Source organism: Pseudomonas sp., from assembly GCF_049301935.1.
Taxonomy (GTDB): Bacteria; Pseudomonadota; Gammaproteobacteria; order Pseudomonadales; family Pseudomonadaceae; genus Aquipseudomonas.
In genome coordinates, this window is the sequence record NZ_JBAQLP010000018.1 from 20,203 (window position 1) to 43,970 (window position 23,768).

Genomic DNA, 23,768 nt, shown 5'->3' on the forward strand with positions numbered 1-23,768 from the left:
GCCAACAAAAATGCCTGTATCTCTCGATACAGGCATTTTCTGTCTGCAACAGCCCGATCGCGGGGCTTCCCCTCAGCCTGACCTACACGGCATATGCCTTAGGTAGGTGCTTAGTTAGATAGGGCGGCTGCCGTATTTGCTGTCCGGCTTCTTGGGCGGGTCGGAGACCACATTCGGCTCGACCTCCTGCACCTTGCCACCGCGCGAGAGAAACTCTTCCATGGCGCGGGCCAGGGCGTCGCGCTCTTTCTGCTTGGCTTCGATGCTCGGCAGTTCTTCTACGTCGACGGCGGCCTTGGCTTTTTTGCTTTTGCTGGCGGGTACGACTTCGTCGTCACCGTCGCCATCGTCACTGCTATCGCCATCATCGGCGGCAGCCAGCTCTTCGCCTTCGTCTTCGTCAGCGCCTTCTAATTCGTCGTGTTCCAGATCTTCGTCGCTCATGTTCCAACCTCATGACTTGCGAAAAGCAGTGTAGTTATAGCCCAGCTGCGTCAGCTTTCTAACGTCGCTGATGAAAATTCCAGTGGCCTTACCTTAGCTGAGCCCTGCGCATCGGCGAACGGTGCTCAACGGCGCGCATTCTAGCGTGCTGACAGAAAAAACAAAGGGCGCCATCAGGCGCCCTCGTCGAAACTCCGAAAAATCAGTTTTTGGTGAATTCCGGATAGGCTTCCATACCGCATTCGGCGATGTCCACGCCTTCGTATTCTTCTTCCTCGGATACCCGCAGGCCGATCACCAGCTTGAGGATGGACCAGACGATCAGGCTGGCGACAAACACCCAGGCGAAGATCGCCCCGATACCCAGCAACTGGGCGCCAAGAGTGGCGTCGCTGTTGGTCAGGCAGACCGCCAGCAGGCCCCAGATACCGACCACACCGTGCACGGAAATGGCACCGACCGGATCGTCGAGCTTGAGCTTGTCCAGACCGAGGATCGAGAACACCACCAGCACGCCTCCCACACCACCGATCAGGGTGGCTTGCAGGGCAGTTGGGGTCAGCGGCTCGGCGGTGATGGCCACCAGGCCAGCCAGGGCACCGTTGAGGGCCATGGTCAGGTCAGCCTTGCCAAACAGGATGCGTGCCACGATCAGCGCCGCGATCAGGCCACCGGCAGCCGCCATGTTGGTGTTCACAAACACGTTGGCCACGGCGTTGGCGTCTTCGATGGTGCTCATCTTCAGCTGCGAGCCACCGTTGAAGCCGAACCAGCCCATCCACAGGATAAAGGTACCCAGCGCGGCCATCGGCAGGTTGGCACCCGGAATGGCGTTGACCTGACCGTTAGCGCCGTACTTGCCTTTACGTGCGCCGAGCAGCAGTACGCCAGCCAGGGCAGCAGAAGCACCGGCCATGTGCACCACACCGGAACCGGCGAAGTCGAGGAAGCCAGCTTCGTTAAGGAAGCCCGAACCCCATTTCCAGAAGCCCTGTACCGGGTAGATAAAACCGGTCATGACCACGGCGAAGGCGAGGAAGGCCCACAGCTTCATGCGCTCAGCCACGGCACCGGAAACAATCGACATACAGGTCGCGGCGAACACCACCTGGAAGAAGAAGTCCGAACGGGCCGAGTAGTAAGGCGCGTCGTCACCGCCGGCCAGCACCGACTCAACGCTGTTCTCGTCACCCAGCAGGAAACCCAGGCTTGGCAGGATGCCGCCTTCCGGGCTGGAGTACATGATGTGGTAGCCGATCACCAGGTACATGATGCTCGCCACTGCATACAGGGCGATGTTCTTGGTGAGAATTTCAGTGGTGTTCTTGGCTCGCACCAGACCGGATTCGAGCATGGCAAAACCCGCTGCCATCCACATTACCAGGGCGCCGCAAACCAAAAAGTAGAAGGTATCAAAACCGTACTGCAGTGCAGTCAATGCTGTGTTGTCCATGGTTCACCTCTTGCCGTTGCGCTTTTTAGCGCTATTCGGTTAAGACGTCCGGGGTTGGCTCCGGACGCGCTCCGTGTGCTTACAGGTTGTAGCCGCGCTCGTTATGCAGGGCGAGATCGAGACCGATGGTCTCTTCCTCTTCGCTGACACGCAGGCCCATTACTAGGTCGATCACTTTCAGAATCACGAAGGTCACCACCGCGGTGTACACCACCGTGAAGGCCACCCCCTCGAACTGGATCCACAACTGCGCCGGAATATCTTCCACCGTGCCGAAGCCGCCCAACGCCGGTGCGGCGAACGCCCCGGTGAGAATGGCGCCGACAATGCCGCCCACGGCGTGCACGCCGAACACGTCGAGGGAATCGTCATAACCCAGCTTACGTTTCAGGCTGGTGGCGCAGAAGAAGCAGATCGCCCCACTGGCCAGACCAATCGCCAGAGCGCCCATCGGCCCCGCCGTACCGGACGCTGGCGTGATCGCCACCAGACCCGCCACAGCGCCCGAGGCAATGCCCAGAACGCTGGGTTTGCGGTGCGTGATCCACTCGGCGAACATCCAGCTCAGCGCCGCGGTAGCGGTGGCAATCTGGGTGACCAGCATGGCCATACCGGCGCTGCCGTTGGCTGCCAGCGCAGAACCTGCGTTGAAGCCGAACCAGCCGACCCAGAGCATGCTGGCGCCGATCAGGGTGTAGCCGAGGTTGTGCGGCGGCATGGCGGTGGTTGGAAAACCCTTGCGCTTGCCCAGCACCAGACAGGCCACCAGACCGGCGATACCGGCGTTGATGTGCACCACGGTGCCGCCCGCAAAGTCGAGCACGCCCCAGTCCCACATCAGTGCCCCGTTGCCGCCCCAGACCATGTGCGCGATAGGCGCATAGACCAGGGTGAACCACACCGCCATAAAGATCAGCATGGCCGAGAACTTCATGCGCTCGGCAAAGGCACCGACGATCAGCGCCGGGGTGATGATGGCGAAGGTCATCTGGAAGGTGATAAAGACCGTCTCCGGAATCCCAGCCACCAGGCTGTCCAGGGTCAAACCAGAAAGGAAGGCTTTGCCAAAACCGCCGACGAAGGAGTTGAGGTTGACCACACCCTGCTCCATGCCGGTGCTGTCAAAGGCCAGGCTGTAGCCGTAAACGACCCACAGAATGCTGATCAATCCGGTCACGGCAAAACACTGCATCAACACCGACAGCACGTTCTTCGAACGCACCATGCCGGCGTAGAACAGCGCCAGACCGGGGATGGTCATAAACAGCACCAGTACAGTGGCGACCAACATCCAAGCGGTGTCGCCGCTGTTCAGGCTTGCCTCTTCGGCCATGGCAACGCCAGGAACGAGAGACAAAAGGGCTCCTAGCCCTGCGATTTTTCGCAGAGTCATGGTTTAACTCCTGGGGCGTGGGGTTCGTTCGGAGGCTTAAACTGCGTCGGTGCCGGTTTCGCCGGTACGGATGCGGATCGCCTGTTCCAGGTTTACAACGAAAATCTTGCCGTCACCGATCTTGCCGGTGTTAGCAGCCTTGGTGATGGCCTCGATCACGCGATCGAGTTGATCGTCAGCGATGGCCACGTCGATTTTCACTTTTGGCAAGAAATCGACCACGTATTCAGCGCCGCGGTACAGCTCGGTATGGCCCTTCTGGCGACCGAAGCCTTTAACTTCAGTGACAGTGATGCCCTGCACGCCGATCTCCGACAGTGACTCACGGACGTCGTCCAGCTTGAACGGCTTGATGATGGCAGTGACTAGCTTCATGTAACTCTCTCCCGTGTATGGTGGACTTGCCCCAGGAATTACGAACCCGGTCCAAGTCTAAGCGCAGTGCCTGGCTTTTGTAATGCATCGCGGCCCTGACCGAGCGGCACCGATGCTCACCAACCGCTCCCGACGAAACACTTCCCCGCTTCGCCTGACGCACCGGAACTGCATCGGTGCATGCGTCGTAAGAGACAAAGCAGAAAGCTTGCCAGATCAGGCAAAACCGATTTATTTCATGCAGTTACCAGTTAAACAGGTGTTTTAGCCCGGTACTAGCCAACTGCCAACGCACAACAACGGTGCAGCGACCGACCCGGCAGCGCGCGAAAACTGTGCAGGCCGCGCCAATCCTGCGCTGAGCACACCCGGCAAGGCGGCTAAAGCTGCGTGCTACACTGCCGCCACCTGCCAACGGAACCTCACCATGCTGCCACCTAAAGCCCTGCTAGACGCCCTGACCTCCCACGCTTCGCGCCTGTTCAACGGTGACGCGCCCTTGCCGCGCAGTGAATTCGAAGCGCAGTTCAAGGTGCTGCTGCAAAGCGCCTTCAGCAAACTCGACCTGGTCAGCCGCGACGAGTTCGACAGCCAGATGGTTGTCCTGGCGCGCACCCGTGCCCGCCTGGAGGCCCTCGAAGCCAAAGTGGCGGAGATGGAAGCGCGCAGCGCAGTCGTCCCAGTCACCAGCGAGTAACGCCCACTGCGGATGCATCAGCCGATCAAGGAGTGATCGATGTCCCTGGCCATAGTCCACAGCCGCGCCCAGGTGGGGGTTGAAGCCCCCGCCGTCACCGTCGAAGCCCACCTGGCCAACGGCCTGCCCTCACTGGCGCTGGTCGGCCTGCCGGAAACTGCGGTCAAGGAAAGCAAGGACCGCGTGCGCAGCGCCATCCTCAACTGCGCCTTCGAGTTCCCGCCTAGGCGCATTACCTTGAACCTGGCACCGGCAGATTTACCCAAAGACGGCGGGCGCTTCGACCTGGCGATTGCCCTGGGTATTCTCGCCGCCAGCGGTCAGGTGCCGGCCAGTGCGCTGGAACACCTCGAATGCCTGGGTGAACTGGCACTGTCCGGGGCGATTCGCCCGGTACAGGGCGTATTGCCCGCCGCACTGGCCGCCCGCGCCGCCGGACGCACCTTAGTGGTGCCCAAGGCTAACGCCGAAGAAGCCAGCCTGGCGTCCGGGCTGACGGTGATTGCCGTCGAGCACCTATTGGAAGTCGCCGCCCACCTCAACGGCCAGACGCCGATTGCGCCCTATCAGGCTCTGGGCTTGCTGCGCCAGGTGTTGCCCTACCCGGATCTGGCCGAAGTGCAGGGACAGATCGCCGCCAAACGCGCGCTGCTGGTGGCGGCGGCCGGTTCGCATAATTTGCTGTTTACCGGGCCCCCCGGCACCGGCAAGACCCTGCTGGCCAGCCGCTTGCCGGGCCTGTTGCCACCACTGGATGAGGCGGAAGCACTGGAAGTGGCGGCGATTCATTCGGTGGCCAGCCACACACCGCTCAGTGCCTGGCCGCAACGGCCCTTTAGAACGCCTCATCACAGCGCATCCGGCCCGGCGCTGGTCGGCGGTGGCAGCCGCCCACAACCGGGCGAAATAACCTTGGCTCATCACGGCATTTTATTCCTCGATGAGCTCCCCGAGTTTGATCGCAAGGTTCTGGAAGTACTGCGCGAGCCCCTGGAAAGTGGGCAAATCGTGATAGCCCGTGCCCGCGACAAGGTGCGCTTTCCCGCGCGCTTTCAGCTGGTGGCGGCGATGAACCCCTGCCCCTGTGGGCACCTGGGCGACCCGTCCGGGCGCTGCCGCTGCTCCGCCGAGCAGATCCAGCGCTACCGCGGCAAACTCTCCGGCCCACTGCTCGACCGCATCGACCTGCACCTCAGCGTGCCACGGGAAACCACCCGGCTTGACGCCAGCGCCGAACCCGGCCCAAGCAGCGCCGAACTGGCCGCCCAGGTGGTGCGGGCACGCCAGCAGCAACTGGCGCGCCAGGGCTGCGCCAATGCCCATCTGGATCTCAACGGCGTGCAACAGCATTGCAGCCTGCCGGGCGAAGACCGCCAGTGGCTGGAAAATGCCTGCGAGCGCCTGGGGCTGAGCCTGCGTGCGGCACACCGGGTGTTGAAAGTGGCGCGCACCCTGGCCGACCTGGACAGTGCCGCACATATCAGCCGCAGCCACCTGGGTGAAGCCTTGCAGTACCGACCCAGCAACAGCGGCGCCTGAATCGCGCCCATAAAGAAGCCCCGCATGCGGGGCTTCTTTTACATGTAGGCGTAAGCGTTATTGCGAGTCGCGACGGGCGGCCTGCTCACGGCAGGCATCACCGAACGCCTGGAAGATTTTCACCGAATGCGGGTTCTGCGCCGCCTGCCACTCCGGGTGCCATTGCACCGCCAAGGTGAACTGCTCGGCGCCCGGCAGGTGAATCGCTTCGATCAGCCCGTCTTCGGCGTGAGCCAGGGCTTCGACACCATCGCCCAGTTGATCAACGGCCTGACCGTGCAGCGAGTTGACCGGAAAATCTGCATGCCCCATCAGTTCGGCAAACCAGCTGCCCGGCAGCGCACGCACGCTGTGGCTGTCGGCATATTGCACCGCCACCGGCGCGCTGGTGTCTTCGCGGTGGTCATGCATACCCGCTACTTCGTAGACCTTCTGGTGGATATTGCCGCCCAGGGCCACGTTGATTTCCTGCATGCCGCGGCAGATGCCGAACAGCGGCAGGCCACGGGCCAGGGCGCCGCGAATCAGCGAGATATCGAACAGATCGCGGTCCTGATCCTGGCCCTTGCTCGGGGTCAGGTTTTCCTGGCCGTAGAGCGCCGGATCGATATTGCTGCCCGCACCGGTCAGGTACACGCCGTCAACCATCGACAGGTACTGCTCGATGTCGTCGACGCCGCAGCAGCTGGGTGCCAGCAGCGGCACACAGCCCGACAGTTCGACCAGGGGAGTTATGTATTTGTGGGTCATGACTTGATAGGCATGCCCTTTGCGCTCTTGAGCGCCCATGGACATCAGGACAACCGGTTTACGCGCGCCTGGGCGCTGTTTCGTATTGTTGTTGGACATACATCACCTTGGGGCAGCCGGGATTGGCTGCCGTTGTTGTGCAGAAGGGCCGACGGTTGTCGCACACCTTCTGTTTACGGCTGATTGCGCCTGTCTAGATGCCTGCCGCAGCGGCATCAGATGCGCGAGAAACGCTCATCTGGCAGTCGCAATCCTGAAGCCAGTCTGCCAAAGCCGTAAAATATGTCAAACAAATACGCGCAGAATGTTAAGAAATCAGACCGTAAGCAGCGGGCAACTCAGCCACAGCAACGAAGCAAACCACTGTTTTAAAAGCATTAATCTGGAGAAGCCGCGAAATGATAGTCCAATATTTTTTACGCCTTAGGCGACACCCTGCTAACGTGCCCGATTGCCCACCCGCTCGACCACGGGCAGCTGCATCGCTGCCACATCGGCCACCAAATAATCGCGCAAACGGCGAAAACGCTCCTGACCTCGGCGCGCCCTGGGCCATACCAAGTAATAGCTGCAACCGCTGGGCACCGCGCTGGGCCAGGGCAGGCCAAGTCGGCCTTGGGCGACATCCTCGGCGACCATCAGCAGATCGCCGATCGACACGCCATAGCCACGCGCCGCCGCCACCATGCCCAGCTCCAGGGTATCGAAGACCTGGCCGCCCCTGAGCGGCACCTGATCGGCCAGGCCCATGGCCTGCAGCCACTGCCGCCAGTCGCGGCGATCCGGGGTCGGGTGCAGCAATTCGGCGGCCTGCAAACGCGACAGATCCCAGGGTTGCTCACTCAAGGCTTCAGGCGCGCACACCGGAATCAGCCACTCGGCGAACAGCTCGGTGCTCTCCCATTCCTCCGGGAAGTCGCCCTGGCTCAGCAGCACCGCGCAGTCGAAGGGCTCATGCAGAAAGTCCACCTTGTCCACGTCCATCCAGGCGCTGGTCAGTTGCACTTCACTGGCGCTGAGCAGGCGATAACGTGACAGGCGCGCCAGCAACCAGCGCATGGTCAGGGTCGACGGGGCTTTCAGGCGCAGCACCGTGTCGTCGACGCGCAGGGTGTTGCAGGCCCGCTCCAGCGCCTCGAAACCATCGCGCAACCCCGGCAGCAGCATGCGCGCGGTTTCGCTGAGTTGCAGGCTGCGGCCACGGCGCTCGAACAGGCGGCAGGCGAAGTGTTCCTCCAGAGTGCGCACATGCCGGCTGACCGCACTCTGGGTGATCGCCAGCTCTTCGGCCGCGCGGGTAAAGGAGCTGTGCCGCGCCGCCGCCTCGAAGGCGCGCAGGGCATAGAGCGGCGGCAGGCGCTGGCTCATGGCGGCAATGCATGAGTAATAGTCATGCCTGTCATCGCTATTATCCTTTTGTGCTATCGCAGTTGGCTTATGAGAATAGGCGCATTCTCTGCCTGCGCGGATCACCCGGCAAGCCTTCTGACTGAGTAGAACTCATCATGCTGCAACCCCTGCGCGACGAACTGCGCGCCATCCTGAAACTCGCCGGGCCGCTGATTGCCGCGCAACTGGCGCATGTGCTGATGGTGTTTACCGACACCGTGATGATGGGCCTGCTCGGCCCCGCGACCCTGGCGGCTGGCGGCCTGGGTGCGGCCAGCTACTCCTTTGTGTCGATCTTCTGCGTCGGGGTGATTGCCTCGGTCGGCAATCTGGTGGCCATCCGTCACGGCGCCCAGGACGCCGCCGGCGTCACCCGGCTGACGCAAAATGGCCTGTGGCTCGGCTGGGGCCTGGCGCTGCTGGCCGGCCTGGCCCTGTGGAACCTGGGCCCGGCGCTGCTGTATTTCGGCCAGCAGCCGGAGAACGTCAGCGGCGCCATGCAGTTTCTCTCCACCCTGGTGTTTGCCCTGCCCGGCTATATGAGTTTTATGGCGCTGCGCGGCTTTACCAGCGCCATCGGCCGCCCCGGCCCGGTGATGGCCATCAGCATTGGCGGGGCGCTGGCCAACTTCGTCCTCAACTATGCCTTGATCCAGGGCTGGTTCGGCCTGCCGCCACTGGGCCTGGCCGGGATCGGCCTGGTCACCGCCGTGGTGATGAATATCATGGCGCTGCTACTGGCCTGGCATGTGCTGCAGCACAGCGTCTACAGCCCTTATCCGCTGTGGCGCGGGCTGCTGCGACCGCTGTGGGCCGAGCTGAAAGAGCTGCTGCGCCTGGGCCTGCCGATTGGCGGTACCTATGCGGTGGAGTCCGGGCTGTTTGCCTTTGCCGCGCTGTGCATGGGTGCGCTGGGCAGCACCGAGCTGGCGGCGCACCAGATCGCGATCATGTCGGTGTACGTGGCCTTTATGGTGCCGGTGGGGATTTCCTACGCGGTGACCTTCCGTATCGGCCAGCACTTCGGTGCCGGCCGGCTATTGCAGGCACGGCAAGCCGGTCGTCTGGGCCTGGGGCTCGGTGCGCTGTGCATGCTGGGATTCGCCTGTTTGTTCTGGCTGGCGCCGCACTGGGTGGTGGGGTTGTTTCTCGATAACAGCGACAGCGCCTATAGCGAGGTGGTGAGCCTGGCCGTGGCGCTGCTGGCGATTGCCGCCTGGTTCGAGTTTTTCGACGGTATCCAGACCATCGCCATGGGCGCAATTCGTGGCCTCAAGGACGCCAAAACTACCTTCTGGGTCGGCCTTGGCTGCTATTGGGCAGTCGGCGCACCACTGGCCTGGGCGCTGGCCTTCCCCCTGGGCTGGGGCGCCGAAGGCGTGTGGTGGGGGCTGGCCGGCGGCCTGGCCTGTGCGGCCATCGGCCTGACCCTGGGTTTTGAATGGAAAACCGCGCGCCTGCTGCAACCGACGGCCGCAGCGTTTACGTCACGGGCTAAGCGTCTGGTTTCTTGAAGCGATAGAACAGATTGGGCTCGCTGACCAGATAGAGCACGCCCTGATTATCCATGGCGATGCCCTCGCCCTGGGGTACGCTGCGGGTCAGGCCATTACGCCCGCCCAGTAGCGACAGGCTGCTGATCGGCTTGCCCTCGACATTCAACTCCAGCACCAGGCGCGACTCATCGGACAGCGCCAGCAAGTGCCCGCTGCGCTCATCGAACTGCAGGCTGGACAGATCGCGCACAAACAACCCGGCATCACGCTGCTGATCATCCACCACGTGCACGGCGAAGGGCCGCTGCGGATCGCGCTGAGGAAAGCCGTGAATCTCGTAGATACGTATCGGGTCGCGCTCCTTGGCGACAAACAGGCGCTGGCCGACCGAGTCGTAGGCCAACCCTTCGAAGCCCTTATTGCCATTCAGGCCGATGCCCAGGGAGAACTGCTGCGCCTGATCGGCATGCAGTTCGCGGGTGGCCTCGTCGACCCGCACCTTGATCAGCCGCTGCTGGCGCTCATCGGTGATCACATACAGGCCCTGGCTGATGTACTCGACCGCCTCGGCATCGCCAAAACCGTGCAGGTCGATACGCCGCAGCAACTCGCCCTCCAGCGACAACTCAAGCAGCTGCGGCTTCTGGTTGGTCACGGTAAACAGGCTGTTGCGGTCCGGGTCGTAGGTCAGCGCCGAGACATCGTCATCCAACCCCTCGATCACCCTGGCCTCGATATCCACCTGGTAATCCGACAGCCGCAAGGAGTCCTGCGGTCCATCGCCGGCCTGCTGCCACTGCTGCACATTGAACCAGGCCCGCTCAAACAGGCGGTACTCCTGCGCGAACAGGCCCAGCAGCAGCAACGCCAGCACGGCCAGGCTGAGCAACAGGCGCTTCAGGGTGAAATGATCTCGCATGGTGCTTCACTCTCAACAGTCACGGGTGGCACAACGGCGTCAGCCCGAAGCAGGGCTTCGGGCTGACATGGGCACATGATGGGGCGAGTTACTTGACCAGCTCGAGGTACTCGACATCGATTTCACGGCTGGTCAGATCACGATCCACTTCACCGCTGATCTTCACCACGGCCGTTTCGGAGATGGCCTGGGCTGGCCAATGCTCATCGTCGATCTCGACATTGATGGTGCCGCTGGCATCCTTGAACTCATACAACTCACCCTGCAGACGCTTGACGATCTGCCCTTGCAGCACCACCGGGGTGTCATCGGCGGCGTCCAGCGCGGCGGCCACGCTGGTGACCTGAGTGGTGGCGCCTGGGCCGGTGTAACCGGTGGCCAGCGCGGCGGTGGAGAACAGTGGAACCAGCAGCAGAACCAAGGTGGAACGCTTCATGGGGTAAGCCTCTAATCAGTTAGGTGATGGGGCCAGAGTAGAGGGCCTAGCTGAAGCCAGGCTTAATCGGCGCTTAAGCCAAACTTAATCCGCCTCAGCCGCCGGCGCGGTCGCCGGCTCCTTGTGCAAGACGTAGAACAGATTGGGCTCACTGACGATATAGATAGTGCCGGCCGCATCCATGGTCACCCCTTCGGCCTGACCGATGCCCTGGCGCAGGCCATTCATGCCGCCCGCCAAACTGATAAAGCTGACCGGCTCACCCTGCTCGTCCACTTCCAGCAGCAGGCGCGACTCATCGGAGAGCACCAGGGCGTGGCCGGTACGCGCGTCGTAGGTCAGTGAGGAAATATCGCGCACAAACAGATGCCCGGAACTCAGCGGCTGGAGGGCGCCAGTGGCACCGTCTTCGCCCGGGAACGGCAGGCTGAACAGGCCCAGCGGACCACGTTCTTTGCCCAACAGCACACGCTCGTTGCGCGAGTCCCAGGCAATGCCCTCGAAGCCCTTGTTGCCGGCATCGATAAAGCCCAGATCGAAGGACGCCAGATCGGCAAACTCCAGGCTGCGGGTCAAGGCGCCCAGCTTGAAGGTGGTCAGGGTGCGCCTGCGTTCATCGATAATCGCCAGGCGACCGTCGGACAGCATCTCGACCCCTTCGGGATTGGCAAAGCCATGCAGATCGATACGCCGCAGCACCTGACCATCCAGGGTCAGCTCGATCAGCTGCGAGTGTTTACCGGTGACGGTGAATAGCGTGTCGCTCGCCGGGCTATAGGTCAGCCCGGACAGCTCGTCATCCTCAAGCCCCTGCAGTGGCTTGCCTTGCAGAACCGCACGGTAGCCCGGCAGCCAGATACTCTGCGCCTGCTCGGCAGCGCTTACCTGCTGCTCCTGCACCCAGAAAGACAGACGATCGTCCCAGTGACGGTAATGCGCCACCAGCAAGGCGATCAGCAGCAGGCACAACAGCACAAGTAGCCAGCGCAGACGCACCAGCCGAGCAATCCAGATCGACATCGCACACAACTCATCAGAACGATGGCTATCAGACTAGAGAGCAACCCTTAAGTTTCTGTTACGCCGCCAGGCCAGCGGGCACCTCCAGGTGCCTTTTACCGAGTGGCGACTCTGGGGTTGCGATTAGAGCGCGCAGCTCTCGAAGCGGCTATGGCCCACCAGCTCCAGCACCAGCTTATCGCCCTTGCGCAGCGGGCCGACACCGACTGGCGTACCGGTGAGGATCACATCGCCCGGCTGCAGGCTGAAGTGGCCGCAGATGTGCTGGATCATCGGCAGAATCGGGTTGAGCATGTCGCGGCTGTTGCCGTCCTGCCGCACGTCGCCGTTGATCGCCAGGCGAATACCGATATCGGTGAAGTCTTCGATTGCGTCACCCGGCACAAAGGGCGCCAGCACGCAGGCACCGTCGAAGGATTTGGCGGTTTCCCAGGGGTAACCCTTGGCCTTGAGCGTGGCCTGCAGATCACGCAGGGTCAGGTCCAACGCCGGGGCGAAGCCGGAAATCGCATCGCGCACTTCCTCGGCATTCGGCGTGCGCGACAGCGGCTTGCCGATCAGCACGGCGATTTCCGCCTCGTAATGCACATCACCCTTACCCTCAACCAGGGTAAAGCCGTCATCCAGCGGCACCACACAGCTGCCGGGCTTGATAAACAGCAGCGGCTCGCTCGGCACCGGGTTGTTCAGTTCCTTGGCATGCTCGGCGTAGTTGCGGCCGATACATACCACCTTGCCCATGGGGAAGTGGATATGGGTGCCATCGACATACTGATGCTGGTAGCTCATGGGCGACTCCTTATGGGAATGCGGGGCGCTGCTCTTTATGGGAGCGTGCTGTGTAGCCATACAAGGCGGATAAAACCCGCCGCTTTCAACCGGTTGATAGTGCCCGATTCAGCGGCCGGCCGTCGTTGCGACCAAAGACTTAATCAGCTCGCTGAGAGCGTTACGAACGAAGGTCAGGCCAGGCGGCGAAGCCGGAAAAAAGCGCAGTTGGCTGGTGCCAATGAGCATTTTTCCGGCTGCACCAACGCAGCATGGGGCGCGAAGCCCGCAGTAGCTATCAGAGCGGGAAAATTTTGCCTGGGTTCATAATCCCGTTGGGGTCAAACACCGCCTTGATCGCCTGCATATAGCCAATCTCGGCTTCCGAGCGGCTGTAGGTCAGGTAATCGCGCTTGGTCATGCCCACGCCGTGTTCGGCGCTGATCGAGCCGTTGTACTTCTGCACGGTCTCGAACACCCACTTGTTGACCGTGGCGCACTTGGCGAAGAACTCGTCCTTGGACAGGTTCTCGGGTTTCAAGATGTTCAGGTGCAGGTTGCCGTCGCCGATATGGCCGAACCAGACAATTTCGAAGTCCGGGTAGTGTTCGCCGACGATGGCGTCGATGTCATGCAGGAAGGCCGGCACGTTCGACACGGTGACCGAGATGTCGTTCTTGTACGGCGTCCAGTGGCTGATGGTCTCGGAGATGTATTCGCGCAGCTTCCACAGGTTCTGCAGCTGCTGCTCGCTCTGACTCATCACGCCATCCAGCACCCAGCCCTGCTCGACGCAATGCTCGAAGGTGGCCAGAGCCGCCTCGGCGACTTCCTCGGTGGTGGCTTCGAATTCCAGCAGGGCGTAGAACGGGCAGTCGGTCTCGAAGGCCGCCGGCACATCGCCACGGGCCATGATCTTGGCCAGGGCCTTGTCCGAGAAGAACTCAAACGCCGTCAGGTCCAGCTTGTTCTGGAAGGCGTGCAGCACCGGCATGATCGAGTCGAAGTCCGGGGTGCCGAGGACCATGGCGGTGAGGTTCTTCGGCGCACGGTCCAGGCGCATGGTGGCCTCGACGACAAAACCCAGGGTGCCTTCGGCGCCGATAAACAGCTGACGCATGTCATAGCCGGTGGCGTTCTTGATCAGGTCCTTGTTCAGCTCCAGCAGCTCGCCGGTACCGGTCACCACCTTCAAACCAGCCACCCAGTTACGGGTCATGCCGTAGCGAATCACCTTGATGCCGCCGGCATTGGTGCCGATATTGCCGCCGATCTGGCTGGAGCCGGCCGAGGCGAAGTCCACCGGGTAGTACAGGCCCTTGTCCTCGGCGAACATCTGCAGCTGCTTGGTTACCACGCCCGGCTGGCACACGGCGGTGCGGTCGAATTCGTTGAACTCAAGAATCTGGTTCATATAGTCGAAGGCCACCACCACTTCGCCATTGGCCGCCACGGCGCCGGCGGACAGGCCGGTACGGCCACCGGACGGCACCAGTGCGACCTTGTGCTGATTGGCCCAACGGACGATGGCCTGCACCTGCGGGATGCTCTTGGGGAAGGCAATCGCCAGCGGCGCTGGGGCGAAATGCTTGGTCCAGTCCTTGCCGTAGGTATTGAGGGAATCGGCATCGGTCAGCACCTTGCCGGGCTCAACCAGGGTCTTCAGCTCTTCGATCAGCGCAGGGTTGGTCATCTACGGAACTCTCAAACGATTCATGGTCACCCTGAGCACGCTTCATCTGCCAGGGTAGGTGTTTCGCGGGGCTCGTATGCTAGCATACGCCCCCCGTGAATCGTGCCCCCGCGCCGATCTGCGGGTGCGGTCAGCACCGTCGCTGACCCTTCCCTGACACTATTTGTGGGACAACAGGTACTCCGATGAGCAAGACCTCTCTCGACAAGAGCAAGATCAAGTTCCTTCTTCTTGAAGGCGTCCACCAGAATGCAGTGGACACCCTGAAGGCCGCTGGTTACACCAACATCGAGTACCTCAAGGGCGCACTCTCCGACGACGAGCTGAAAGAAAAGATCGCCGACGCGCACTTTATCGGTATCCGCTCGCGCACCCAGCTGACTGCCGAGGTGTTCGACTGCGCGAACAAGCTGGTGGCCGTCGGTTGCTTCTGCATCGGCACCAACCAGGTTGATCTGGACGCCGCCCGCGAGCGCGGTATCGCCGTGTTCAACGCCCCCTACTCGAACACCCGCTCGGTGGCCGAACTGGTGCTGGCTCAAGCCATCCTGCTGCTGCGCGGCATCCCCGAGAAGAACGCTTCCTGCCACCGTGGTGGCTGGATCAAGTCGGCGGCCAACTCCTTCGAAATCCGCGGCAAGAAGCTGGGTATCGTCGGTTACGGCTCCATCGGCACCCAGCTCTCGGTACTCGCCGAAGCCATGGGCATGCAGGTGTTCTTCTACGACACCGTGACCAAGCTGCCGCTGGGCAACGCCACCCAGATCGCCAAGCTGCACGACCTGCTGGGTCTGTGCGACATCGTCTCGCTGCACGTGCCCGAGCTGCCATCAACCCAGTGGATGATCGGCGAGAAGGAAATCCGCGCGATGAAGAAAGGCGGCATCCTGATCAACGCCGCCCGCGGCACCGTGGTCGAGCTGGAGCACCTGGCTCAGGCGATCAAGGACGAGCACCTGATCGGCGCGGCCATCGACGTGTTCCCGGTCGAGCCCAAATCCAACGACGAAGAGTTCGAAAGCCCGCTGCGTGGCCTGGATCGGGTGATCCTGACCCCGCATATCGGTGGTTCGACTGCCGAAGCCCAGGCCAATATCGGTCTGGAAGTGGCCGAGAAGCTGGTCAAGTACAGCGACAACGGCACCTCGGTGTCTTCGGTCAACTTCCCCGAAGTGGCCCTGCCGGCGCACCCGGGCAAGCACCGTCTGCTGCACATCCACGCCAACATCCCGGGCGTGATGAGCGAGATCAACAACGTGTTCGCCGAAAACGGCATCAACATCTCCGGCCAGTTCCTGCAGACCAACGACAAGGTCGGCTACGTGGTCATCGACGTCGACGCCGACTACTCCGACCTGGCGCTGGAGAAGCTGCAGCACGTTAAGGGCACCATCCGTAGCCGCGTACTGTTCTAAGCGCTGCCGCGATAGGCAAAAGGGAAGCTTCGGCTTCCCTTTTTTATGGCTCGCCATCCATGGCGGCCACCCTTCGGGCCGTCGCTATGCGACGTTAAAAATGACTCCCGGTCATTTTTTATGCTCGGATATCGGGCGCAATCGTAGGATGGGTTAGACGCGTAGCGGCGTAACCCATCGCATGGACAGCATGGGTATCGCTACGCTCAACCCATCCTACGCAAGCGGTCGCTTTTCCAGCTCCCGCAACGCCGCCTCCGCCGCCGGCAGTTCTTCCTCGCTAAATACCTGCACCCCGGCGCGGCGCAAAGCCGCGGCGGTCACGCCTTCGCCGGCGACCTTGCTGCCGCTAAAACTGCCGTCGTAATTTTCCCGGTTACCGCACGAAGGGCTGCGCGCCTTAAGCAGCGCCAGGCGGATACCATGCTGCGCCACCAGCGCCAGGGCCTGCTGTGCGCCATTAATAAAAGCCGCCGTGACATCCTCGCCATCCACGGTCAGCACCGGCAAATGCCCATCGAGTACCTGCGCGCCCTGACCTCCGGCAATTTCCGCTGGAGCACGCGGGGTTGGCAGACCGCCGGCAACTTCCGGGCACAACGGCACAATCCGCCCCTCCTGCTGCCAGCGCTCAAGCACCGTAAACGGGCCATGGGCGCCGCCGTCATAGCGTACGCGCTGGCCCAGCAGGCAACGGCTCACCAGAATCTTCTGCATCGCTCACTCTCATTAGTCACCCGCCGTAACACCGCCAGGTTACTGCGCATGCTGGCCGCCGATCAAAGGGACGGGCTGCCGGGCAGATTGCCAAGCGCCTCACCCAGACCACCCCATCCACAGGCAGCGCCGGCCTATCCTTTGGCGGGAAGCGCCCTGGCCGAATGGCGCCCACGCCAGGCCAGGCACAGACTCTCGGCACTCTAGCAGGCCGTCGAAAAACCTAGGCGAGGCAGGCAAGACAAGGCACTACGTAGTAACAGCCGAAGGCTGGTCAAAGCGCCGAGGAAGCGGAGTTTATAACTGTAAATAAGCCTTCCGAGACGCCGCGTCCCGGACCGGTTTTAACGCAGCATTGCCAACGCAGGTAGTTTTTCAACGGCCTGCTCGTCGAGGACACCCCCATGCATCGCATCATTCGCACCCTTGCCCTATCACTTGCGGCCTATGCCCTGCCAAGCCAGGCGGTCCTGCTACCGCTGGATAACCAGAGCCTCAGCGAGGTCAGTGGACAGGCGGGCATCAGCATCCGCGCCGATGTGCTGGCGACCATCGGCCAGGTGCGCTGGAGTGATGACGGCGGCCACGCCTCGCTGCGCAATGTGAAGATCGACAATGGCTGTACCACCCCGACCAGTTGCCCGAACGGCTCCGGTGGCAGTTTTGCCTTCGGCGCCGCGCAGCTGGGCCTGACCTTGCCGATATTCGGCGTCAACTTGCCCACCCTGAAGATCGATATCGTCAGCAACGCCAGCGGCCAGCAGCAGTTGCAACTGACCCTGCCGGATCTGACCACCATCAATGAGCAGCTGCTGGCCAGCGGCATCCCGGCGCAGCGCATTCGCGTGCGCGTCGCGGCCGATATGTACGTCGGCGAAAGCCGCCTGGGCAGCATCGAGATGCGCGACATCACTGATCTGCGCGGCACCTTCAAAGTCTGGGGCCACTAAGCACAGCTACAGCGGGCCATTGCCCCGCCGGCGAAACCAGCCGGTCAGTGACAGCCGATCACGGGTGGCCGGCAGCACCTCGTGGGGCATATCGGCGGAGAGAAACAGCAGCAGACTACCCGCCTGCGGCAATACATCGCGGGTCTCACCGTTCGGCAGGTACAAGCGCAGCGCACCGCCCTGCTCGGCCTGCCAATCTTCGTTGAGGTAGAACACCGCCGACACCGCGCGGCGGTCGTCATCACGAAAGCGATCCACATGCTTCTGGTAGAACGCCCCGGGTGGATACAGGGCGAAGTGCCCCTCGAAGTCCTCCAGCCCCAGGTACAAGCCCTGATTCAGCGCCATCCGCAGCTGATCAAACGCCTGCAAATATTGATCACAAGCCTCAGCCTGACCGGCTTCCAGCCACTGGATATGATCACCACGCAGCCCTTCGCGAATCTGCTGCTGCGCGCCACGGCCGACACCGGCGGGCGCCAATACACCTTGCGCGGCACGTTTACGGCACTCTTCGGCCAGTTCGAGGGTCAGAGCTTGTGGCATGAACTGCGGTTGCAGCGACCAGCCCTGTTCGGCCAGGTCGTCAACGGTGCGGGTCAGGCAGGCGGTGTGGGTATCAATCGTCATGCCGGCGATTCTACCAGCCTGTCGGCGTTTGATTCACAACCACGCCGAGCCTCGACAAGCATCAGCATGCCGCCGAAAATAGCGGCCCCCCCTATGGAGTCCCTATGCGCGCCCTTTCCGTTGTTTTGACCCTGCTACTCAGCCTGCCCGCCCTGGCCGACGATTATCTGCAGCTGTATCAGGCGGCCGGCTGGCCGCAGCAGCGCATGCATTTCAGCGATGCCCTGCAGGCCGCTCAGGAACGCTACCGCAGCAGCCTACCGCCGGCGGTGCACCAGGCGCTGGTGCACAACAGCAATCAGCGCTTTGCCGCCGCCGCGGTGGATCAACGCGCCCAGCAGGGCCTGCGCGACAACCTCGACGAGCCGGGTAGCGCACTGCACTTCTTTCAATCGCCATTGGGCCGCAAGATTGTCGACGCCGAACTGCTGGCTACCCGCAGCGATCAACTGGCGCGCTATGCCAACGGCCTGCCGCGCAGTGAAGCCAGCGCCACCCGTCGCCTGCTGATTCGCCACCTGGCCCAGGCCCTGCCCGCCAAGGAAGCCGGCGCCGAGGTCAGCCTGGCCCTGGCCGGGGTAGCCGCCGACAGCCTGAGTCAGATGCTCCCCGGCCTGCTCGGCGGCGACAGCGCCCAGGCCCTGCTCAATGGCCAGCGCCAGCGCCTGATGGAACAAATTGGCGCAGACCTCGACAACACCCTGCTGCACGTCTACCGCGAGCTGAGCGATCCGGAGCTGGAAGAATTTGTCAGCTTTGCCCAGTCAGAAAGTGGCAAGCGCTACTACCAGGCCGCGTTGGCCGCGATCCGCAGCGGCCTGGCGGTTGGCCAGAGCAGCGCCAGCCTGGCTCCGGCACCGCAAGGCATCTAAAAGTTCTCAGAACCTGTTTCGGAGCTCGCGAGCTAGAGCGATACAAGGCAAAAGCAGCCGAGGGAGCGGAGTTTACGGGCTGTAAATGAGCATCCCGAGGCTGTTTTTAACGCAGTATCGCCGACGCGCAGCAGATCCGAGACAGGTTCTTAGCTCAAGCGCTGACTGAGAAACTCTAGATAGCGCTGGCGCAAGGCCGGCGCTTCGTTGGCCAGATGATGCCGTGCCTCGGCCAGGCGCAGGATCTGCGGCGCGGCGAACTTGTCCTGCAACACCTCAAGGTTGTGCTGCCAGGCCACGGTCATATCCGCCTCGCCCTGAATGATCAACGGGCTGCGCGCACTGCGCGGCGCCGCCTCGATGCGCGGCACCCACTGGCTGAGCGCACCGACCCAGGCGGTCGGCAGGCTGCGTGGCTGCAACGGATCCTGGTGATGGACGAAGTCGATAAACGCCGCATCGCTGGAGTTGTCGCTGAAGCGCCGGGGAATCTCGTGAACAAAGCGCTTCATGATCCGGTAACTGAACTGCGACCAACCCCAGGCGCGTGGGCGCACCAGCGGCGCCAGCAGAATGGTTTCGCCAATCTGCGCCAGCGGCTCGCCGGTCAGCAGGTAGTCGATCAGGATCGCCCCGCCGGTACTCTGCCCGCACAGGTGCCAGGGCTGCGGCAGCTCTAGCGCCGCGGCTGCAGCCAGCACCGCCTGCAGCACCGTCTGGTACTCGGCAAAATCGCCAATGCTGGCGCGCGCGCCGCTGGACAGGCCATGCCCCGGCAGATCAAAACTCAGCACGGCAAAGCCCATGCCCAGCGCCCACTCGATCACATGGCGATACAGGCCAACGTGGTCGTAGTAACCATGCAACAGCACCAGGGTGGCGCGCGGCTGCTCAGGCCACCAGGCCTGCAGGGCGATCTGATAACCCGCTGCCTGAATCGTGCCCATACGGCTGTGCACCGAGCACGCTGCGCTGAAACCGTAGAACTGCCGATAGGCCTGCTCGGCCAGCGACAGCGGTTCAGCTGCGGCCAAGGGTCGCAGACCGGCAATCAGGTTCTCTGGCTGAAACGGCTCTGGCATAAGGCTTCCATCATTCAAGCGAGGTGGTCACAGACCATCCAGGCCCATGCAATCAGGTTGCGGATATTCAGCTGTCGCGCCAGTCGTGGCAAGCTGCGCGCCTGTTTGCCGAAGGCTGCCCATGACTCGACCCACGCGCAAGACCCTCCTCGCCAGCCTGCTGATTCTGCTCTGGGCCGCCGCCATGCTCGCCGCCTACTGGTGGTACGAGGCGCGCTACCTGCGCAGTTTCAGCGCGCAGACCGCGCTGTTCTACGGCGAGCAGCTGCGCCTGCCAGATGAGTTGGCCGGCCCGGGGCCGATCCGTCTGGTGCACTTCTGGGACCCCGCCTGCCCGTGCAATGTCGGCAATCAGCAGCACCTGGCCGAACTGATCGAACGCTCCGGCCCCCAGGGCGTGAGCTTTTATGCCGTGCAAAAGCCCGGCAGCAACGGCCAACTGCCCAGCACCCTGAGTGCCCTGCAACCGCTGACTGAACTGCCTGGCAGCAGACAGATTCCGGCCAGCCCGGCGGTGGCGATCTGGGACCGCAGCGGCCAATTGGCCTACTTCGGCCCCTACAGCGAAGGCGCCACCTGCACCTCGAGCAACAGCTTTATCGAGCCGATTCTCGATGCGCTGGTCGCCGAGCGCCCGGTGAATGCCAGCAACACCTTGGCGCTGGGCTGTTTCTGCGACTGGCCGAGCCACTAACCTGTCCAAGCCAGCCGCTCGCCGGCCCTGCAGTACCCGCACCGGCGCGGCCTCTGCATAGCGCCACACCCTGTCAACCCGACAACTACGCTGTATAGGCGGCTAAATCAGCCGGGCCAGCACTCCAGCCACCGACTGTCGGCGCGCCTGCGCAAGCGTTGTAATTTATTGAGATAAAATTGTACAAGAAGCATATCATGTACAACTTATCGACAAGAAAGTACCCTCTACATCCACGGATGACTGCCTTACCCAACAGGGATTACCACGTCATTACCCGGACCTGCCGCCATGCCTAGTCGTCTTTCGCCCCTTGAACAGCACTACCGCAACGCGGATCGGATCATGCTGGGTGTGCTCTGGCTGATGGTCCTCTACTCGCTCGGGCTTGCCGCCTGGCATGGCACCTGGGGGCAGGCGCTACTGGTAGGCGGCGGCACAGCCGTGGTGATGAGTGTGTTGCAGCAGCTGATCGCCGGCCGTCGCCTGCTGCGTTGTGCAATTGCTGCGGCTTTTATGGTGATGTCGGCGCTGCATATCAACCAGGCGGGCGGCATGCTGGAAATGCACTTCGGCATCTTCGTGCTGCTGGCGTTTCTGGTGTATTACCGTGACTGGCTGCCGATTGTGGTGGCGGCGGCGGTGATTGCGGCGCACCACCTGGGTTTCTATGCCCTGCAAACCCAAGGTTTCAGCGTCACGGTGGTGGCCCATGGCAGCTGGCCGATCATCTTTCTGCATGCCTTTTATGTGGTGCTGGAAAGCGCGATCCTGATCTACCTGGCCCTGCAGACCCATGCCGAAGCCGTTGAAGGCTCGGCGCTGATGCAAACCGCCGAACAGCTCACCGAGCACGAAGAGCGCATCGACCTGAGTTACCGCAGCAGCGCCGCAGGCAAGGTCAGCAAACGCCTCAACCGCTTCCTCGGCACCCTCGATGAGCTGGTCGGCGAGGTGATCAACGACACCCGGGGCCTGCAAAAGATGGGGGCAAACCTGGCCCAGGCCACCGGCCAACTGCGCAGCGGTGCCGACCGCCAGCAGGGCGAGATCGTCTATATGAGCACTGCCATGCAGCAGATGAGCAGCGCCATTGATGAAGTTGCCGGGCACGCCGACGGTGCCGCCAGTGCCGCGCAAACCGCCAACCAGCAGGCCGCTGCGGGCAGCCGCTCGGTCAATCATGTGCGCAGCGAGATCGGCAAACTGGCCACGCAGATCGATGTCACCGACAGCGAAGTGCAGGCCCTGGCCGACCAGTCCGAACAAATCGGCAAGGTGCTGGAAGTGATCCGCTCGATTGCCGAACAGACCAACCTGCTGGCGCTTAACGCGGCCATTGAAGCTGCCCGCGCAGGTGATCAGGGCCGCGGCTTTGCCGTGGTAGCTGATGAGGTGCGTAACCTGGCGCAGAAGACCGCCAAGTCCACCGCCGAGATTCAGCAAATCATCAGCCGTTTGCAGCAGGGCAGTCGCCAGGCGGCCGCGGCCATGCAGGAAAGCCGCAACAGCGTGCGCAGCTGCGTTGCGGACAGCCAGGCCACCGCCGACCTACTCGGCGCCGTGGCGCAGGACATCAGTGCCATCACCCAGATGAATGAGCTGATTGCCGCCGCTACCCACCAGCAGGCCGCGGTCAGCGCAGAAGTCAGCCAGCACCTCATCAGCGTGCAGCAAGTGGCCGAGCAAAACCTCAGCGACGCTCAGGAACTCAGTAGCGAAGGCCAACAACTCAGCCAGCTGGCCGAGCGCTTGAGCCGTCTGAGCCAGCGCTTCCGCGTCAGCAACTAGTGCGGTAACCCAGTGGCGTCGATCCCTGCCAGCGTTTGAAGGCACGGTAGAACGGCGACAACTCGGCAAAGCCGCAAGCACGGGCCACTTCGCGGATCGCCAGGCCGCTGTCGAGCAAGGCCTGGGCGCGCAGGCGGCGCACTTCATCGTGCAACTGGCGAAAGCTCTGCTGCTGTTCGGCCAACGCCCGCTGCAGTCCGTTTACGCTATAGCCGAGCGCCGTGGCGCAACGGGGCAAGTCGCACAGCTGCACCCCTAGGTTGACCTCCAGCCAGTAGCGCACGCGGTTGAGCAGCTGGTTCTCTTCCAGCTCCGCCAGCTCCACCTCCGCCTGTGCCCAGAGCACCGCGAACAGCCGGGGGTTGGCGCTGCGCGATGGCCGGCTAAGCCAGGCGCGCGGGAAGATCAGCGCGTCATGCGCCTGGGCAAAGCGCGGTAGCAGGCCGAATAGGCGGCGATGCTCACTCAGCCGGCGCGGCGCGGCATGACGAAAATCCAGCCCGGCCAGGCGGAAGCGGCCATCGTTGTTGATGCTTGCGAGCATCTTCGGCAGCAGCAGCGCCAAACACTCCATCTGCTGGCGCAACGAGCCGACGCCACGGTAATTGAGGTCGAAGATCAGCCGCGCCTGCTCGCCGTCCAGCTCCAGGCGCGCGGCAAAACCGCCGGAGAGGATGTGCTGAAAACGCAGAAAACCCTCCAGCGCCTGGCCCAGGTCGCGGCTGGCCAGCAGCAGGTAACCGACCACATCCAGCGGCCGGGGCTGCATGGTTTCACCCAGGTGCAGGCCGATATCCACATCGCCGCTGATGCCCGCCAGCGCCTGCCAGAAGCGCGGTGCGTTGTCGTGGTCCTCGCGGGCATTAAGCAGCGGCGGGGCCAGCACGGCGCCCTGATAGGCCTGACGATAGGTATCGGTCGGGTCTAGCCCTAGTTCAGCCAGTGCCTCGTAGAGCAGGCGGCGCAGGGTCGAGGAATGGGTCAGCGCACTGGCGATACTGTTATGCGGGTCGTGATTCATACACCTCCTGTAACAGGCCGTTGAAAAATGTAGGCGAGGCAGGCAAGACAAGGCAAAAACGGGCGAGGAAGCGGAGTTTACGAGCTGTAAATGAGCATTCAGAGGCCGTTTTTAACGCTGGATTGCCAACGTAGGTAGTTTTTCAACGGCCTGTTGATTGACCAGAGATTTTCACTCCAGCTGTATTTGGTCAATGCCTGCACGGTAACCAGCCCGCACAATGA

General features: G+C 62.6%; 23 protein-coding genes. 8 read left to right on the top strand and 15 right to left on the bottom strand.

All coding sequences use genetic code 11. The features are described 5' to 3' along the window. Positions 1-114 precede the first annotated feature (114 nt). From sutA to glnK, 4 genes are all read right to left on the bottom strand, one after another. Positions 115-444, bottom strand: a complete 330-nt coding sequence (gene sutA, locus WA145_RS02395; RefSeq protein WP_090254597.1) for a transcriptional regulator SutA — start codon at positions 442-444, stop codon at positions 115-117. Positions 445-646: 202 nt separating this feature from the next. Further along, complete coding sequence (locus WA145_RS02400; protein ID WP_422580031.1) at positions 647-1,897, bottom strand: ammonium transporter; 1,251 nt, start codon at positions 1,895-1,897, stop codon at positions 647-649. 79 nt (positions 1,898-1,976) lie between these two features. Continuing rightward, positions 1,977-3,290 carry an ammonium transporter gene (locus tag WA145_RS02405; protein WP_422580032.1) on the bottom strand — a complete coding sequence of 438 codons (1,314 nt, stop codon included), beginning with the start codon at positions 3,288-3,290 and terminating at the stop codon, positions 1,977-1,979. 36 nt (positions 3,291-3,326) lie between these two features. Continuing rightward, positions 3,327-3,665 (bottom strand): P-II family nitrogen regulator, encoded by a 339-nt coding sequence (glnK, locus tag WA145_RS02410; RefSeq protein ID WP_021700071.1) that lies wholly within the window; start codon positions 3,663-3,665, stop codon positions 3,327-3,329. Positions 3,666-4,092: 427 nt separating this feature from the next. Here glnK and WA145_RS02415 point away from each other — a divergent pair, with 427 nt between their 5' ends. Together WA145_RS02415 and WA145_RS02420 are read left to right on the top strand one after the other, a co-directional pair. Continuing rightward, entirely contained in the window at positions 4,093-4,362 is a 270-nt protein-coding gene (locus WA145_RS02415) for an accessory factor UbiK family protein (protein WP_422580033.1), read from the top strand. Between the two features lie 39 nt (positions 4,363-4,401). After that, the gene (locus WA145_RS02420) at positions 4,402-5,901 is read left to right on the top strand and encodes a YifB family Mg chelatase-like AAA ATPase (protein ID WP_422580034.1); all 1,500 of its coding nucleotides are present in this window, start codon (positions 4,402-4,404) and stop codon (positions 5,899-5,901) included. A 57-nt stretch (positions 5,902-5,958) separates the two neighbouring features. On the opposite strand, the gene WA145_RS02425 is transcribed toward WA145_RS02420, so the two are convergent. Together WA145_RS02425 and WA145_RS02430 are read right to left on the bottom strand one after the other, a co-directional pair. Then, complete coding sequence (locus WA145_RS02425) at positions 5,959-6,750, bottom strand: gamma-glutamyl-gamma-aminobutyrate hydrolase family protein (protein WP_422580035.1); 792 nt, start codon at positions 6,748-6,750, stop codon at positions 5,959-5,961. A 339-nt stretch (positions 6,751-7,089) separates the two neighbouring features. After that, on the bottom strand, positions 7,090-8,019 hold the full coding sequence (locus tag WA145_RS02430) for a LysR substrate-binding domain-containing protein (RefSeq protein WP_422580036.1): 930 nt from the start codon (positions 8,017-8,019) through the stop codon (positions 7,090-7,092). Between the two features lie 137 nt (positions 8,020-8,156). On the opposite strand from WA145_RS02430, the gene WA145_RS02435 reads away from it, so the two are divergent. Next, positions 8,157-9,554, top strand: coding sequence for a NorM family multidrug efflux MATE transporter (locus WA145_RS02435; RefSeq protein ID WP_422580037.1), 1,398 nt, complete (start codon positions 8,157-8,159; stop codon positions 9,552-9,554). On the opposite strand, the gene WA145_RS02440 is transcribed toward WA145_RS02435, so the two are convergent. The 5 genes from WA145_RS02440 to WA145_RS02460 all read right to left on the bottom strand — a co-directional run bounded on the left by WA145_RS02440 (position 9,535) and on the right by WA145_RS02460 (position 14,372). After that, a complete protein-coding gene (locus WA145_RS02440) occupies positions 9,535-10,455 on the bottom strand; it encodes an SdiA-regulated domain-containing protein (RefSeq protein ID WP_422580038.1) in 921 nt (306 codons plus the stop codon). The genes WA145_RS02435 and WA145_RS02440 overlap by 20 nt on opposite strands. Before the next feature lie 88 nt (positions 10,456-10,543). Continuing rightward, complete coding sequence (locus tag WA145_RS02445) at positions 10,544-10,891, bottom strand: YgiW/YdeI family stress tolerance OB fold protein (protein WP_422580039.1); 348 nt, start codon at positions 10,889-10,891, stop codon at positions 10,544-10,546. Positions 10,892-10,975: 84 nt separating this feature from the next. Beyond that, positions 10,976-11,911 (bottom strand): SdiA-regulated domain-containing protein, encoded by a 936-nt coding sequence (locus WA145_RS02450; protein ID WP_422580040.1) that lies wholly within the window; start codon positions 11,909-11,911, stop codon positions 10,976-10,978. A gap of 123 nt (positions 11,912-12,034) precedes the next feature. Further along, positions 12,035-12,700, bottom strand: coding sequence for a fumarylacetoacetate hydrolase family protein (locus WA145_RS02455; RefSeq protein ID WP_422580041.1), 666 nt, complete (start codon positions 12,698-12,700; stop codon positions 12,035-12,037). A gap of 277 nt (positions 12,701-12,977) precedes the next feature. Continuing rightward, positions 12,978-14,372: an FAD-binding oxidoreductase gene (locus tag WA145_RS02460; protein WP_422580042.1), complete on the bottom strand. Its 1,395-nt coding sequence runs from the start codon at positions 14,370-14,372 to the stop codon at positions 12,978-12,980. A gap of 185 nt (positions 14,373-14,557) precedes the next feature. Here WA145_RS02460 and serA point away from each other — a divergent pair, with 185 nt between their 5' ends. After that, positions 14,558-15,787: a phosphoglycerate dehydrogenase gene (gene serA / locus WA145_RS02465; protein ID WP_422580043.1), complete on the top strand. Its 1,230-nt coding sequence runs from the start codon at positions 14,558-14,560 to the stop codon at positions 15,785-15,787. Between the two features lie 216 nt (positions 15,788-16,003). On the opposite strand, the gene WA145_RS02470 is transcribed toward serA, so the two are convergent. Continuing rightward, positions 16,004-16,504, bottom strand: coding sequence for a DUF523 domain-containing protein (locus tag WA145_RS02470; protein WP_422580044.1), 501 nt, complete (start codon positions 16,502-16,504; stop codon positions 16,004-16,006). Positions 16,505-16,908: 404 nt separating this feature from the next. On the opposite strand from WA145_RS02470, the gene WA145_RS02475 reads away from it, so the two are divergent. After that, positions 16,909-17,454 (top strand): DUF6160 family protein, encoded by a 546-nt coding sequence (locus WA145_RS02475; protein WP_422580045.1) that lies wholly within the window; start codon positions 16,909-16,911, stop codon positions 17,452-17,454. A gap of 6 nt (positions 17,455-17,460) precedes the next feature. Here WA145_RS02475 and WA145_RS02480 read toward each other — a convergent pair whose 3' ends face one another. Continuing rightward, positions 17,461-18,084: a 2OG-Fe(II) oxygenase gene (locus WA145_RS02480; RefSeq protein WP_422580046.1), complete on the bottom strand. Its 624-nt coding sequence runs from the start codon at positions 18,082-18,084 to the stop codon at positions 17,461-17,463. A 104-nt stretch (positions 18,085-18,188) separates the two neighbouring features. Here WA145_RS02480 and WA145_RS02485 point away from each other — a divergent pair, with 104 nt between their 5' ends. After that, positions 18,189-18,956, top strand: a complete 768-nt coding sequence (locus WA145_RS02485; RefSeq protein ID WP_422580047.1) for a hypothetical protein — start codon at positions 18,189-18,191, stop codon at positions 18,954-18,956. 149 nt (positions 18,957-19,105) lie between these two features. On the opposite strand, the gene WA145_RS02490 is transcribed toward WA145_RS02485, so the two are convergent. Continuing rightward, positions 19,106-20,038, bottom strand: coding sequence for an alpha/beta hydrolase (locus WA145_RS02490; RefSeq protein WP_422580048.1), 933 nt, complete (start codon positions 20,036-20,038; stop codon positions 19,106-19,108). Positions 20,039-20,159: 121 nt separating this feature from the next. Between WA145_RS02490 and WA145_RS02495 the strand changes: the two genes are divergently transcribed. After that, a complete protein-coding gene (locus WA145_RS02495) occupies positions 20,160-20,732 on the top strand; it encodes a DUF6436 domain-containing protein (protein WP_422580050.1) in 573 nt (190 codons plus the stop codon). Between the two features lie 291 nt (positions 20,733-21,023). Continuing rightward, positions 21,024-22,523 (top strand): methyl-accepting chemotaxis protein, encoded by a 1,500-nt coding sequence (locus tag WA145_RS02500; RefSeq protein WP_422580051.1) that lies wholly within the window; start codon positions 21,024-21,026, stop codon positions 22,521-22,523. Here WA145_RS02500 and WA145_RS02505 read toward each other — a convergent pair. Further along, positions 22,513-23,544, bottom strand: a complete 1,032-nt coding sequence (locus WA145_RS02505) for an AraC family transcriptional regulator (protein ID WP_422580052.1) — start codon at positions 23,542-23,544, stop codon at positions 22,513-22,515. The two genes, WA145_RS02500 and WA145_RS02505, sit on opposite strands and share 11 nt — an antisense overlap. Positions 23,545-23,768: the final 224 nt, after the last annotated feature.

What these genes read in the sequence shown, in the direction of transcription:
- sutA (WP_090254597.1), bottom strand. Translation starts at nt 444, where the DNA reads ATGAGCGACGAAGATCTGGAACACGACGAATTAGAAGGCGCTGACGAA.
- WA145_RS02400 (WP_422580031.1), bottom strand. Translation starts at nt 1,897, where the DNA reads ATGGACAACACAGCATTGACTGCACTGCAGTACGGTTTTGATACCTTC.
- WA145_RS02405 (WP_422580032.1), bottom strand. Translation starts at nt 3,290, where the DNA reads ATGACTCTGCGAAAAATCGCAGGGCTAGGAGCCCTTTTGTCTCTCGTT.
- glnK (WP_021700071.1), bottom strand. Translation starts at nt 3,665, where the DNA reads ATGAAGCTAGTCACTGCCATCATCAAGCCGTTCAAGCTGGACGACGTC.
- WA145_RS02415 (WP_422580033.1), top strand. Translation starts at nt 4,093, where the DNA reads ATGCTGCCACCTAAAGCCCTGCTAGACGCCCTGACCTCCCACGCTTCG.
- WA145_RS02420 (WP_422580034.1), top strand. Translation starts at nt 4,402, where the DNA reads ATGTCCCTGGCCATAGTCCACAGCCGCGCCCAGGTGGGGGTTGAAGCC.
- WA145_RS02425 (WP_422580035.1), bottom strand. Translation starts at nt 6,750, where the DNA reads ATGTCCAACAACAATACGAAACAGCGCCCAGGCGCGCGTAAACCGGTT.
- WA145_RS02430 (WP_422580036.1), bottom strand. Translation starts at nt 8,019, where the DNA reads ATGAGCCAGCGCCTGCCGCCGCTCTATGCCCTGCGCGCCTTCGAGGCG.
- WA145_RS02435 (WP_422580037.1), top strand. Translation starts at nt 8,157, where the DNA reads ATGCTGCAACCCCTGCGCGACGAACTGCGCGCCATCCTGAAACTCGCC.
- WA145_RS02440 (WP_422580038.1), bottom strand. Translation starts at nt 10,455, where the DNA reads ATGCGAGATCATTTCACCCTGAAGCGCCTGTTGCTCAGCCTGGCCGTG.
- WA145_RS02445 (WP_422580039.1), bottom strand. Translation starts at nt 10,891, where the DNA reads ATGAAGCGTTCCACCTTGGTTCTGCTGCTGGTTCCACTGTTCTCCACC.
- WA145_RS02450 (WP_422580040.1), bottom strand. Translation starts at nt 11,911, where the DNA reads ATGTCGATCTGGATTGCTCGGCTGGTGCGTCTGCGCTGGCTACTTGTG.
- WA145_RS02455 (WP_422580041.1), bottom strand. Translation starts at nt 12,700, where the DNA reads ATGAGCTACCAGCATCAGTATGTCGATGGCACCCATATCCACTTCCCC.
- WA145_RS02460 (WP_422580042.1), bottom strand. Translation starts at nt 14,372, where the DNA reads ATGACCAACCCTGCGCTGATCGAAGAGCTGAAGACCCTGGTTGAGCCC.
- serA (WP_422580043.1), top strand. Translation starts at nt 14,558, where the DNA reads ATGAGCAAGACCTCTCTCGACAAGAGCAAGATCAAGTTCCTTCTTCTT.
- WA145_RS02470 (WP_422580044.1), bottom strand. Translation starts at nt 16,504, where the DNA reads ATGCAGAAGATTCTGGTGAGCCGTTGCCTGCTGGGCCAGCGCGTACGC.
- WA145_RS02475 (WP_422580045.1), top strand. Translation starts at nt 16,909, where the DNA reads ATGCATCGCATCATTCGCACCCTTGCCCTATCACTTGCGGCCTATGCC.
- WA145_RS02480 (WP_422580046.1), bottom strand. Translation starts at nt 18,084, where the DNA reads ATGACGATTGATACCCACACCGCCTGCCTGACCCGCACCGTTGACGAC.
- WA145_RS02485 (WP_422580047.1), top strand. Translation starts at nt 18,189, where the DNA reads ATGCGCGCCCTTTCCGTTGTTTTGACCCTGCTACTCAGCCTGCCCGCC.
- WA145_RS02490 (WP_422580048.1), bottom strand. Translation starts at nt 20,038, where the DNA reads ATGCCAGAGCCGTTTCAGCCAGAGAACCTGATTGCCGGTCTGCGACCC.
- WA145_RS02495 (WP_422580050.1), top strand. Translation starts at nt 20,160, where the DNA reads ATGACTCGACCCACGCGCAAGACCCTCCTCGCCAGCCTGCTGATTCTG.
- WA145_RS02500 (WP_422580051.1), top strand. Translation starts at nt 21,024, where the DNA reads ATGCCTAGTCGTCTTTCGCCCCTTGAACAGCACTACCGCAACGCGGAT.
- WA145_RS02505 (WP_422580052.1), bottom strand. Translation starts at nt 23,544, where the DNA reads ATGAATCACGACCCGCATAACAGTATCGCCAGTGCGCTGACCCATTCC.